The following is a 12,350-nucleotide window of genomic DNA, read 5'->3' as shown; positions in this document are numbered from 1 at the left end:
AACAAATAAAAATCCTTGGTTAAAAGTAACCTGCTGAAATCAATTCAGCATAAAAAGATACTATGGAAAGCCCGACCTTTTTTATATACAAATCTTATTTTTCCTTAAATAAGAAACTTTAAAAAAGGGAACACCCAAAGAAAACTAACTCTTTTTCTTCTTCTTTCTTTTCTTTTTCATCTTTGAAAACATAAACTTGTATTCTTCTACATCGATTTTTGCTTTCTTAGTTGCTATGATTTTTATAAAATCGAAGTCTAATTTGCTTTTTTGAGGTACTAATTTATCATCTCGAAAAGCACGTTGTAGGATATCTTCAATTAAAAAATCTTCATTTGAAATTTCTGGTTGGTATTCTGATTTTAAAGAAAGTTTAAAAACATTGGCCGTTGTATTGTACCAAAAAGCTTTCCAACCACTTCTGAGTCCTTTTATATTGTTAAAAGCAGTTTTACCAGTTTGACGATGAATTAACTTAATTAAGATACGACCTTCTGTAGTGGTCATCTTTTTTATCTGATCTGTAAATTCGCCTTCGATATAATTTTGAACAAGCCTTGTGTATGCTTTTCGCTTTCTTTTTGAATCTATTCTTTCTAATCTAACATTTAGACTGTCTAGCCTTTCTGAGGCTAATTTTGCGAAAGGATAGGCTTTGTATACTTTTTTTCGAAACCAAAGGTAATAACGAATGTCTTCTCTTGAGCTAAATTTTGGTTTGGGCAACAATGCAAATTCATTTAATTGTACTATGATAGAGTCACCAGGTTTTACAAAAATGTACTCTTCTATGTTTGTAGGTAAAGAATCGACTTCTCTTTTTTGAGAAAAAGAGAGCACCGAAATTGACATGATATATATGTATAAGAGTTTTTTCAAATTTTTAGCTATTTTCTGTACAAATTTAATAAGTTGTGGTGGTTCTTTTTTAGTTATACAAATTAGATACCAAACTGTCTTTTCTAACTTATTTTATCTATAAAATCTTGTTCTGAAATTATTAAAACTCCCAAATCTTGTGCTTTTGTTAATTTACTTGGTCCCATATTGTCTCCTGCAACAATAAAATTTGTCTTTTTAGAGATTGATGAACTTACTTTTCCGCCATTGTCTTCGATGGCTTTTTTGAGTTCGTTTCTACTCATTTGATGAAAAACCCCTGAAACTACAAAAATTTGCCCTTGCAATTTATCTGTTTGATTCTCTAAACTTTCTGCGGAAACTTCTAATTGAAGTCCATACGATTTTAAGCGATTGATTAATTGTATGTTTCCTAAATCTGAAGAAAAATCGATGATGCTTTGTGCAATTCTATCGCCAATTTCATCTACATGAATGAGTTCTTCGAAAGTTGCACTCATTAAATTGTCTATCGATTTAAAGTGTTTTGCTAATTTTTTTGCTACAGTTTCACCAACAAAACGAATTCCGAGCGCAAATAATACTTTTTCAAACGGAATTTCTTTTGATTTTTGAATTCCATCAACCATATTTTGAGCAGATTTTTCTGCCATTCTTTCTAATGGAATTACTTGTGCTACTTTTAAATCATACAAATCTGCATAATTCTGAATCAAACCTTCTTTACGTAACAAATCTACAGTTTCGCCACCTAAACCGTCAATATCCATCGCTTTTCTAGAAATAAAGTGTTGAATTCTTCCGGTGATTTGTGGTGCGCAACCAAATTCATTTGGGCAATAATGCTTTGCATCGCCTTCTGTTCTTATCAACTGGGTATTGCATTCAGGACAGTTTGTTGCATATTGTGTTGGTTCTGAATTTTCTGGGCGTTTTGTAAAGTCTACCGCAATGATTTTTGGAATGATTTCTCCGCCTTTTTCAACAAAAACAGTATCCTTTTCTCTAATGTCTAGTTTTTCTATTTGATCTGCGTTGTGTAATGAAGCTCGTTTCACCGTAGTTCCTGCTAATTGAACGGGTTCTAAATTTGCAACGGGTGTAATTGCGCCAGTTCTACCAACTTGATAGGTAATTTCATTTAAAACAGTAGCCACTTGTTCTGCTTTAAACTTATAAGCAATGGCCCATCTTGGTGCTTTTGCTGTATAGCCTAATTCTTCTTGTTGTTGTAAATTGTTTACTTTAATTACAACACCGTCTGTTTCATAAGGTAAATTGTGTCTTTTAGCATCCCAATGATTTACAAAATCGAAAACTTCGTCTATCGATTTTGCTAATGAAATTGTTTCTGGAACTTTAAAACCTACTTTTCTCGCATTTTCTAAACTTTCAAAATGCGTTTTGTATTTGCGTTCTTCTGTTACTATTTGATACAACAAACAGTCTAAAGGTCTTTTTGCAACTTCTGCACTGTCTTGTAATTTTAAACTTCCGCTTGCGGTGTTTCTTGGGTTTCTGTAAGCTTCTTCTCCGTTTGCAACTCGTTCTTCATTCATTTTATGAAAACCATCTATTGGCAAAACAATTTCTCCACGCATTTCAAAATTACGTACGAAGTCGTTTTTTATGGATAACGGAATTGAACGAATTGTTCTGATATTATTGGTAACTTCATCTCCCTGAAAACCATCTCCTCTAGTTACTGCTTTTACAAACTGACCATTTTCATAGGTAAGATTTATGGAAGCTCCGTCAAATTTTAACTCGCAAGTAAATTCTAGTGCTGAAGTGCCTAAAACTTTTTCAACTCGCTTTTCCCAATCTAACAAATCTTCTTTTGAGTAAGAATTGTCTAAAGAATACATTCTGTTTTTGTGAACAACTGTATTAAACTTTTTGGTAATGGTACCTCCTACTATTTGTGTAGGTGAATTTGAATCGAAAAATGCGGGATGTTCATTTTCTAACATTTCTAATTCTTTTAATTTTATATCAAAATCATAGTCAGAAATTGTCGCATTGTCTAACACATAATAATTGTAATTGTGTTGACGCAATTCTTCTCGAAGCAATTGTATTTTTTGTTGAATATTCATGGATAGTTTTACTAGCAAAACCAAAAATAAAACATTAAAAACAAATACCAATATAAAAAAGGAGCTTACAAAATATAAATAATAGAAACCTTATGTAACCTCTGTTACATAAGGTCTTTTTCCTGATTTATATCATAATTTAAAATGACCCATTTTTATAAATTTGAAATGTAAATATTTTTATTATGAAAAATTTAGTCATTTTAGGCGCAGGAACAGCTGGAACAATGATGGCAAATCATTTGGTTTCTAAATTAAAAATAGATACTTGGAAAATTACCATTATAGATCAATATAAAACACATTATTATCAGCCAGGTTTTTTATTTCTTCCTTTTGATATATATACAACAAAACAGGTTAAAAAGAATGGAAAAAAATTTATTCCGAAAGCTGTAACTTATATTCAAGAGAAAATTGAACAAATTGTACCTGATAAAAATGAAGTGCTACTAGAAAGCAACAAAAAACTACAGTACGATATTCTTATCATTGCCACAGGCACAAAAATTGCTCCTGAAGAAACAGAAGGAATGAAAGGGCCGATGTGGCACAAAAATATTTTTGACTTTTACACCTATGAAGGCGCTAAAGCATTACGAAATAAATTTAGAGAATGGGAAGGTGGTAAACTTGTAATACACATCACAGAAATGCCAATTAAATGTCCTGTTGCACCTTTAGAATTTGCTTTTTTAGCAGATTCTTACTTTAAAAATAAAGGAATAAGAGATCAAGTTGACATTACTTTCGTGACGCCTTTAGACGGTGCTTTTACCAAACCAAAAGCTACCAAAGCGTTACACTATTTATTAGAAGAAAAAAACATAAAAGAAGTGACCGATTTTAATATTGAACGTGTTGATTATAAGAATCATAAAATTATTGATTATGCAGACACCAAAGTTGAATATGATTTATTAGTAACCATACCCACCAACATGGGTGATTCTTTACTAGAACGTTCAGGATTAGGAGACGATTTAAATTTTGTTCCCACAAACAAAGCAACCCTTCAAACCATAGCAAACAAAAACATTTTCGCTATTGGAGACTGTACAAATTTACCAGCTTCTAAAGCAGGCTCTGTTGCGCACTTTGAAGCAGAAATTCTAACAGAAAATATTTTAAGATACATACGTAGTGAAAAATTGAAAGAAGAATTTGATGGACATGCAAATTGTTTTATTGAAACTGGAAACGGAAAAGCATTGTTGATAGACTTTAATTACACACAAGAACCTGTTGAGGGCAGTTTTCCTTTTCCAGGCGTTGGCCCATTAAGTTTATTAAAAGAAAGTAGAATAAATCATATGGGAAAAATGGCATTTAAGTGGATTTATTGGAATATGCTGATCAAAGGCGTACACATTCCGTTTGTATCTGCAACTATGAGTGAAAAAGGTAAAAAATTAAATTAAAAATGTAATACGATGGAAAAAAAACTAGCAAAAATAACCGTAAACGTTAACGAAGAAGGATATTTAACTGACTTTAGTCAATGGACAAAAGAAGTTGGAAACGAAATTGCAAAGGAGCAAGAGATTGAAATGACCAATAAACACTGGGAAGTCATCGCTTATATTCATGAAAAATTTAAAAATGAAGAGCCCTTATCTATTAGAGGTATTAAAAAAAGTGGTGTCATTAATATCAAAGAGTTTTATCAGTTATTTCCTGGAGGTCCTCTTAAAAAAGCAACAATGATTGCCGGAATACCGAAACCAAAAAGTTGTATTTAATCTAAAAATAGCATCATGGAAAAAACGAAAATTAGAAAAATGCTTTTCATTTTATCTAAAGCAACCATAGAAAATGTATACGCTGCCTTTATTATGGCAAATGGCGCAAGAATGGAGGGTATAGATTCAGAAATTTTTTTCACTTTTTTTGGATTAGAAGTAATTCAAAAGAAAAAATTAGAACATTTACGTGTAGCAACCGTTGGCAATCCTGCAATGCATATTCCAACAATGCTTGGAGGTTTACCTGGCATGGAAGCTTTGGCTACAAAAATGATGAAAAAAGAAATGGAAAAATTAGACATGCCACCTATTGATGAATTCTTAGAAATTCTATCAGATTCTGGCTGTAAACTCTGGGCGTGCAAATTGGCTGTTGACATGTTTCATCTTAAGGAAAAAGATTTGATTGATAATTTAGATGGGATTTTAACTATTGGAGATTTTTATAATAGAGCGGATAAAGATAATACGCATTTGCTTTTTATATAAAAGTTAGAAAGATCAACACAATAAATTAAAAAAACCTTGTATGCAATTCTTTAAAAACGTATATTAATTTTTCATAGTAAACTTAAATAAAAAAATGAAATACGTTATAAAAATACATAAAATTGCTACCGTTGATGAACTTGAAAATGCATGGAGTATAGAAGATTATAAACAGCTTTTAGAAAGGTTCGATTTTCCAGATGCACAAAGCAATAATTTAAACGAATTGCAAGAGTTATTATTTATGGCAATTGCAGATTATGAGACAAATGAAGCTGCTGCAATTGTGTTAGATTATAGATTGTCTGATCATTTAAACGAAGGGCAAATAGAACAATTGTCTCATGAAATGTTGTTGGATAAGATTTCTGAAGAATATCCAGAAATTAATTTGCATAACGAACTTTTTAATATCAATCAGTTATTGTACAAGGCGTACAACGGTAAATTTCACAACACGAAAGCTACGGTGGTAGATTTTGAAATTACACCACTAGCAAATGCAGATAAAACCATTACCAAAGAAATTGTTTTAAAATGTTTTGCCAAGAATTTAGACAGCCACAATGTGATTATTCGTCTCTTTAGCGATCAATTAAATGCTAAAGAAGCTTTTGAAGAAGCAAACGATGTTATTTGGGATCTTCAAAAAAACGATGCGACTTATAGAATGACTACTTCTGATTATTGGATGAGTAAAGATGAATTTCTAAATGAGGAATTGGAATGTAAAATTGAGTTCTTCGAAGAGGAATAGTTTCTTTTACCACATAGTCATAGTTATATAGAAAACATAGTTTTTTAAGTTTAAAAACTTGCAGACCCTTTAGGTTTTAAAAACCTAAAGGGTCTGCATTGTAATGACTATTCCTTAACCATGTCAGAAAAGCAATGGATTATTAAGAGTGAATTTCATATTTTTTTATTCTCTTACCGTTCCTGTAAAGTGATTTACTTTAGAGTTGATTGGATTTCCTGAAGATCTTCTAAAGCTTGCAATCTGACCTGTATGCCAAATTGCATCTGCAATTGGTCCGTTTATCACATTAAAAAAAGGAACAGTGATCTCACCATCTTTTTTAATCGTGAATTCTGATAAATCTATACTCGATTTAATTTTATTGCTAAACGCTTCAAAATTCAACAGCGTTTGTTTTCGCATTTCTGCAAAGGTCATCTGCTCTTTTTCTATTTCTTGTGTAAGGTCGATTTTTGTTAAACGCAACATCATATTCGATAAATCGTACAAATGATTTACGGTTTTTTGACAATTTCTACCTGCTCCTTTTGGTTGGTATGCTAAATCTTCTGCCCGTAAACTTTCTGTAGACCAATAGTATCTAAATCCCAAACCATCTACCATTCTTGCAACTGTGTTCTGTGCAGAGTAGTTTTCTTCCATTTTTGGAATTTCATAATAAGGAAGTGTCTCTTGAGCAAGCGTTGTAAAAAAAGTTGTTAAAAAGAAGAATATCGTTAGCTTTTTCATCAATAAGAATTTTTGATAAAAATAAGTAAAACTTTTAGTAACTGCTAGTAGTTTTTTTATTTCATAATTTATAAATATCTTCATACACTCTAATCATTTCATTAGTATTATTTCAAACCCACTAAATTTGAAAAAACACTTTCTAAATATTTTAAAAACTTACGTATTTACATGGTTGTTTAGTTTTCTGTTTTTTTTATACTTCACGTATAATAGCAACACAAACTTTAGTGAACTTATAAGATCATTTTTTGAGATTTCAACAACAAAAAATGGTTTGATAAGCATTCATATACTCTTTTCATTTTTTTTGATATTGTTTTTCATCTTAAATTACTTTATTTCCGTTTATAAAAATAAAGGAATTCAAACTGTTCTTAAACATTTTATTTTTAGATTGGTTTTACCAATTGCGCTGGTTGTTTTTATTATGAAGAGTATTGTTCATTATAATAACAATGAAGATTTTAAATACGAATGGAACTACGCTGTTGAAAACAAAAGTAACTTCTCTAAAAAACGTTTTTTAAAAGATTCTAAAATTAGAGGCATGAATGCCTTTCGAGTTGGGAGAAGAAAAAACATTTCGATTTCTAATTATATTAAAACCAATATTGAGTGGATTGCTGTAATTCCTTATTTTTATCAAGAGACAGAAAGTTCTATAAAAATAAATTCACCTGAAAAAATGGGGGTTTGGTCTAAAAGAGATTCAGCTTTTATAAGAGATATTAAAAAACTCCATACAAAAGATATTTTTGTGATGATAAAACCCCACCTATGGATGTCTTCTGGTTGGCGTTCTAATATTAATTTTGATACCCAAGAAAATTGGAATTCTTGGTTTGAAGGCTACAGAAAAAATATCATTCATTATGCAAAAATGGCGCAAGAAACCAATGCAGCATTATTTTGTATAGGAACAGAACTACAAAGTTCTTTAAAAGAGTTGCCTAAAAAATGGTTGCTACTAATACAAGAAATCAAAACTATTTATAAAGGCAAATTAACCTACGCTGCAAACTGGGATGACACCTATGATTTTACTGATTTTTGGAATGAAATGGATTATATTGGTATTCAAGCATATTATCCGCTAACGGAAAATAGCAATCCTAATTTAGAGCAAATAAAAACAGGTTGGAACAAACACATGCCATCTTTAAAGAAATTGTCTAAAAAATATCATAAACAAATCCTTTTTACAGAAGTTGGTTATCGAAATGATTTGTATGCGACTAAAAAACCTTGGGAATGGAGTAATTATTTCCAAAGATTTCTGACAAAAAAATCTGATAAAACTCAGCAATTGGCTTACGAAGCTTTATTTCAAAAACTTTGGAAAGAAGATTGGTTTGCAGGAACTTTTCCTTGGGAATGGAACAGTTCTGATTTTCCTATTTATAAAAAGCCATCTCAAAACACCATTGCTATTTGGTATGGTAAATAAATGCAGTGAAGCCAAAAAGAAACATAAAACCCGATACAAAATGTATCGGGTTTCTACATTCAACAATTATTGAACGAATTTGCACTAAGAGTTTGTTAATAATATGTAAATCTTCTCACTTTTGCGATGTGTTTTGCCAAACGAATAACTTGGTGCGAATATCCATATTCATTATCATACCAAACATACACTACAATTGTTTCTTCATCTGAAATAGTTGCTTTACTATCAAATATTGAAGGTGCAGTAGTACCAATAATATCTGAGGAAACCAACTCATTATCCATCGAATATTTAATTTGTTCCACTAAATCGCCCTCTAAAGCGTATTTTTTTATTAAAGCATTGACGCTTTCTTTGGTTACTTTGGTATGCAATTGTAAACTTAAAATGGCTAAAGATCCGTTAGGCACTGGAACTCTAATTGCATTTGACGTCAATTTGCCTTCTAAAGCAGGTATTGCTTTTGAAACGGCTGCGCCAGCACCTGTTTCTGTAATGACCATATTTAAAGCTGCTGCTCTACCACGTCTGTATTTGCTATGCATATTGTCTACCAAATTCTGATCATTTGTGTATGCATGAATGGTTTCTAAATGCCCTTTTTTAATTCCGTAATTGTCTTCTAAAACTTTTAAAATGGGCGTAATTGCATTTGTTGTACAAGATGCCGCAGAAAAAATATCTACTTTGTCTGGATTGTATTGTTTATGATTTACACCATGCACTATGTTTGGCACTCCTTTTCCTGGTGCAGTAAATAAAACTTTACTTGCGCCTTTAGACTTTAAATGCCTACTTAATTGTTCATGATCTCTAAAAGCACCGGTGTTGTCTATCACTAAAGCATCATTTATATCGTATGCTGTATAATTGATGTCTTCTGGTTGTTTTGCAGAAATCATATGAACTGTGGTACCATTTATAATCAATGCATTATTTTCTACATCTGTTTGAACCGTTCCTAAGAAATCTCCATGCACAGAATCGATACTTAATAAAGAAGCTCTTTTTTCTAATACTGTTTGATTAATTTCTCCACGCGTTACAATTGCTCGTAATCTTAGTTGAGAACCTTTCCCCATTTTAGACATTAATTCTCTTGCCAACAAACGCCCAATTCTACCAAAACCATATAATACAACATCTTTGGGTTGAATATTTACTGCTTCCGTTGCGTTTTTTAATTTTTTCTGAACAAAGGCTACTTTATCTTCACATTTTTTCTGACTTAAATAACATTCGTATGCCAATTTACCAATGTCTAATTTAGAAGAGGGTAAATCTATTTGCTGAATTGCTTTTGCAATATCTAATGCATCATGAATTGAAATTGGTTTGCTTACAAATTCTCTTGCATACTCAATTAAGTTTAAGACTTCGTTTGCTCTTTTATCTACTAAAGGATTTCTAAAAAGTACCAATTCTATCGATTTATCGTACCATAAATCATTTACGATAGTAATAAATTCTACAGTAGCTCTTCTTGTTTGTGCTTGTGATAAAACTTCTTCGTTGTAATTTACTTTTGTTGACATAGTTGTGTGACTATAATTAAATTTTCGGCAAAAGTATTTAATTTTTTTAAAACACGAAATCGATTTCGTAAAAAGTTTTAGAATAAAAAAAATCCTGATTCTAAATCAGGATTTTAACAATGAACATAAGTTTATTTTTATCTGTAAATATAGCGTTCTACTTCACCTTCTAAATTCACCATTTGTACAATAACTCTATATCTGTTGGCTACCAATTGGTCTAACATTTCAGCGGTTTCTTTTGCATTTTTTACTTCTTTATCATTCACTTTTGTAATGATATAATTCTTTAAAATATTTGATGCTTTGTCATTTCCTGTTGCAATGATTTTTACACCATTTGTAAGACCTCTTTTCTTCATCTCTTTTTTAGATAGATCTTTTAATTCCCAACCAAAAGCACGCGTATAAAATCTTTCTACAGATTTAGAGAGTTTTATTTTTTTAACTAATATTTCTCCATCCCTATCTATTGTAACATCTACAAACTCACCAGGTCTTTTTGCCGTTAATTGTCCTTTTAGTTCAGAAAATTTAGCAATTTTTACATTATTAATTTTCTTAATAATATCACCTTCTTTTAAATCCACTTTTTTTGCGTTTTCCGTTTCTTCAATAACACTTGCAACTCGTACGCCTTCTTCTTGGTATTTTGTATCTACACTAATTCCTAAAATGGCTTGCTGTACTTTTCCGAATTCTAAAATATCATCAATTACCTTTTTGGCGATATTAGAAGGAACTGCAAAAGAGTATCCTATAAAAGAACCTGTTTTAGAAGAAATTGCTGTATTTATGCCCACCAATTCACCTCGAATATTCACCAAAGCACCACCACTATTTCCAGGGTTTACAGCAGCATCTGTTTGTATGAAAGATTCTATGTTTCTATTCCCTTCTAAATCTCTTCCTTTAGCAGAAACAATTCCTGCAGTTACCGTAGATGTTAAATTATAAGGATTCCCCACGGCTAACACCCATTCTCCGGTTTTAATATGGTCTGAATTTGCAAAAGCAACATAAGGCAAATCTGTATCTGCATCTATTTTTAACAATGCAATATCATTTGCAGCATCGGTTCCTATCAATTCTGCTTTATACTTTTTCTTATTATTTAAGGTAATTTCTAACGCATTCGCTCCATCTATCACATGGTTATTAGTGACTATATAACCATCTGCAGAAATAATTACACCACTTCCTGTACCCACTTGTTCGTATTTTCTTTGTCCATTATTATTTCCGAAGAAAAGATCTATTGGGTTTGATTGTGTTCTAACCGTTGTGTTTTTTACATGAACCACTGCATGCACGGTTCTTTCTGCCGCCAGCGTAAAATCTGTGGTGGCTTCTACAGAATTTGTAGTTGTATAAGTAGGTGTAAAATTCGTTTGAACAGTTTGTAATGCACTTGGTGTTGTGCTCTCTATAACAATATGTTCATCAAACAGCATTTTGTAACCACCTAGAGTAAGTGCGCCACCTAAAAAAGCCATTCCTAAAAAACTAAAAAATTTCTTCATCTCATTAAATTTTTAAATCAGTCAAAGATACAATTTTAACATATTCACAAAATCTGTTTAACTTGTTTTTAACGGACTTTAACCGTTTTTAACAAGTTCTTTTTGATGTTGAAATTCCTATCTTTGACTTATGAATTTAATATTTTATAAATACCAGGGGACAGGAAATGACTTTGTGATAGTAGATAATAGGTTAAAAACCTTTCCTAAAAAAAACACAGCCATCATTTCACATCTTTGTGACAGGCATTTTGGAATTGGTGCAGACGGTTTAATTCTTTTAGAAGATGATGAGGAAACAGACTTTAAAATGGTTTATTTTAATGCAGATGGAAATGAAAGCACCATGTGTGGTAATGGAGGAAGATGTATTGTCGCTTTTGCAAAACAATTAGAACTCATAGGAAATAAAACAACTTTTATGGCTGTTGATGGATTGCATTCTGCAGCAATAAAAGAGGATCAGGTCTCTTTACAAATGAAAGATGTTGATGCTATTGAAATTTCTGAAAATTATACTTTTTTAGATACTGGGTCTCCTCATCATGTACAGATTGTAAATAATTTAGATGATTTTTTAGTAGTCATTGCTGGACGAAAATTAAGGAATGCCTATGGTAACGAAGGAAGCAATATTAATTTTGTAGAAAAAATTGATGAAAATTATTTTGATTTACGAACCTATGAACGTGGTGTAGAAGATGAAACCCTAGCTTGTGGCACAGGTGCAACTGCAGCAGCCATTGCAATGCACAAAACAAAACAAACTCTAGGAAATAAAATAGGCATAAAAGTAGTTGGAGGAGAATTGGAAGTTAGTTTTGATGAAAGTAAAGGAAAATACACCAACGTTTTTTTAAAAGGTCCCGCTACATTTGTTTTTAAAGGTGAAATTCCTATTTGATTGTTGTTGGCAAACCATGTACGAATATTATAAACTTTATATGTAATATTTTTTTATGAAGATCTTAGAGAATTAAATTATAAGGAATATCATCAATTGAAAAGAAAGATGTCTTTCTGAGCTTGTCGAAGAATTTTCAGCTTTTTAATATTCTTATTATGGATTCCTGTTTACACAGGAATGAACTGTGCTTAAAAACAAATATTTGGTTGATAATTTTCTATATATTTTTGTTTTGATGTAGCTACTGCA

11 protein-coding genes are annotated in these 12,350 nt (G+C 31.3%); 6 read left to right on the top strand and 5 right to left on the bottom strand.

Annotated elements, in window-relative coordinates:
- Positions 1–144: 144 nt before the first annotated feature.
- Positions 145–852, bottom strand: coding sequence for a DUF4294 domain-containing protein (locus Q0998_RS18800; RefSeq protein WP_299672824.1), 708 nt, complete (start codon positions 850–852; stop codon positions 145–147).
- Between the two features lie 110 nt (positions 853–962).
- Positions 963–2,960: an NAD-dependent DNA ligase LigA gene (gene ligA, locus Q0998_RS18795; protein ID WP_299672821.1), complete on the bottom strand. Its 1,998-nt coding sequence runs from the start codon at positions 2,958–2,960 to the stop codon at positions 963–965.
- A 185-nt stretch (positions 2,961–3,145) separates the two neighbouring features.
- Here ligA and Q0998_RS18790 point away from each other — a divergent pair, with 185 nt between their 5' ends.
- The 4 genes from Q0998_RS18790 (at position 3,146) to Q0998_RS18775 (ending at position 5,951) form a co-directional block, all read left to right on the top strand.
- Positions 3,146–4,381, top strand: a complete 1,236-nt coding sequence (locus tag Q0998_RS18790; RefSeq protein ID WP_299672818.1) for an FAD/NAD(P)-binding oxidoreductase — start codon at positions 3,146–3,148, stop codon at positions 4,379–4,381.
- Between the two features lie 12 nt (positions 4,382–4,393).
- Positions 4,394–4,702, top strand: a complete 309-nt coding sequence (locus Q0998_RS18785; RefSeq protein WP_299672815.1) for a TusE/DsrC/DsvC family sulfur relay protein — start codon at positions 4,394–4,396, stop codon at positions 4,700–4,702.
- 15 nt (positions 4,703–4,717) lie between these two features.
- Positions 4,718–5,194 (top strand): DsrE/DsrF/DrsH-like family protein, encoded by a 477-nt coding sequence (locus tag Q0998_RS18780; RefSeq protein WP_299672812.1) that lies wholly within the window; start codon positions 4,718–4,720, stop codon positions 5,192–5,194.
- A gap of 94 nt (positions 5,195–5,288) precedes the next feature.
- On the top strand, positions 5,289–5,951 hold the full coding sequence (locus Q0998_RS18775; protein WP_299672809.1) for a hypothetical protein: 663 nt from the start codon (positions 5,289–5,291) through the stop codon (positions 5,949–5,951).
- Between the two features lie 165 nt (positions 5,952–6,116).
- On the opposite strand, the gene Q0998_RS18770 is transcribed toward Q0998_RS18775, so the two are convergent.
- Positions 6,117–6,683, bottom strand: coding sequence for a hypothetical protein (locus Q0998_RS18770; RefSeq protein WP_299672806.1), 567 nt, complete (start codon positions 6,681–6,683; stop codon positions 6,117–6,119).
- 430 nt (positions 6,684–7,113) lie between these two features.
- Between Q0998_RS18770 and Q0998_RS18765 the strand changes: the two genes are divergently transcribed.
- Entirely contained in the window at positions 7,114–8,133 is a 1,020-nt protein-coding gene (locus Q0998_RS18765) for a hypothetical protein (RefSeq protein ID WP_299672803.1), read from the top strand.
- 95 nt (positions 8,134–8,228) lie between these two features.
- On the opposite strand, the gene Q0998_RS18760 is transcribed toward Q0998_RS18765, so the two are convergent.
- Together Q0998_RS18760 and Q0998_RS18755 are read right to left on the bottom strand one after the other, a co-directional pair.
- Complete coding sequence (locus Q0998_RS18760; protein WP_299672800.1) at positions 8,229–9,671, bottom strand: glyceraldehyde-3-phosphate dehydrogenase; 1,443 nt, start codon at positions 9,669–9,671, stop codon at positions 8,229–8,231.
- Positions 9,672–9,808: 137 nt separating this feature from the next.
- Complete coding sequence (locus tag Q0998_RS18755) at positions 9,809–11,194, bottom strand: trypsin-like peptidase domain-containing protein (protein ID WP_299672797.1); 1,386 nt, start codon at positions 11,192–11,194, stop codon at positions 9,809–9,811.
- Between the two features lie 130 nt (positions 11,195–11,324).
- Here Q0998_RS18755 and dapF point away from each other — a divergent pair, with 130 nt between their 5' ends.
- Complete coding sequence (gene dapF, locus Q0998_RS18750; protein WP_299672794.1) at positions 11,325–12,098, top strand: diaminopimelate epimerase; 774 nt, start codon at positions 11,325–11,327, stop codon at positions 12,096–12,098.
- Positions 12,099–12,350: the final 252 nt, after the last annotated feature.

The organism is uncultured Polaribacter sp., assembly GCF_947501385.1.
Classification (GTDB): Bacteria; Bacteroidota; Bacteroidia; order Flavobacteriales; family Flavobacteriaceae; genus Polaribacter.
The sequence above is the reverse complement of the archived record's forward strand: the minus strand, read 5'-3'. Positions and strand labels throughout refer to the sequence as shown.

What these genes read in the sequence shown, in the direction of transcription:
- Q0998_RS18800 (WP_299672824.1), bottom strand. Translation starts at nt 852, where the DNA reads ATGTCAATTTCGGTGCTCTCTTTTTCTCAAAAAAGAGAAGTCGATTCT.
- Q0998_RS18775 (WP_299672809.1), top strand. Translation starts at nt 5,289, where the DNA reads ATGAAATACGTTATAAAAATACATAAAATTGCTACCGTTGATGAACTT.
- Q0998_RS18765 (WP_299672803.1), top strand. Translation starts at nt 7,114, where the DNA reads ATGAAGAGTATTGTTCATTATAATAACAATGAAGATTTTAAATACGAA.
- Q0998_RS18780 (WP_299672812.1), top strand. Translation starts at nt 4,718, where the DNA reads ATGGAAAAAACGAAAATTAGAAAAATGCTTTTCATTTTATCTAAAGCA.
- dapF (WP_299672794.1), top strand. Translation starts at nt 11,325, where the DNA reads ATGAATTTAATATTTTATAAATACCAGGGGACAGGAAATGACTTTGTG.
- ligA (WP_299672821.1), bottom strand. Translation starts at nt 2,960, where the DNA reads ATGAATATTCAACAAAAAATACAATTGCTTCGAGAAGAATTGCGTCAA.
- Q0998_RS18760 (WP_299672800.1), bottom strand. Translation starts at nt 9,671, where the DNA reads ATGTCAACAAAAGTAAATTACAACGAAGAAGTTTTATCACAAGCACAA.
- Q0998_RS18770 (WP_299672806.1), bottom strand. Translation starts at nt 6,683, where the DNA reads ATGAAAAAGCTAACGATATTCTTCTTTTTAACAACTTTTTTTACAACG.
- Q0998_RS18790 (WP_299672818.1), top strand. Translation starts at nt 3,146, where the DNA reads ATGAAAAATTTAGTCATTTTAGGCGCAGGAACAGCTGGAACAATGATG.
- Q0998_RS18755 (WP_299672797.1), bottom strand. Translation starts at nt 11,194, where the DNA reads ATGAAGAAATTTTTTAGTTTTTTAGGAATGGCTTTTTTAGGTGGCGCA.
- Q0998_RS18785 (WP_299672815.1), top strand. Translation starts at nt 4,394, where the DNA reads ATGGAAAAAAAACTAGCAAAAATAACCGTAAACGTTAACGAAGAAGGA.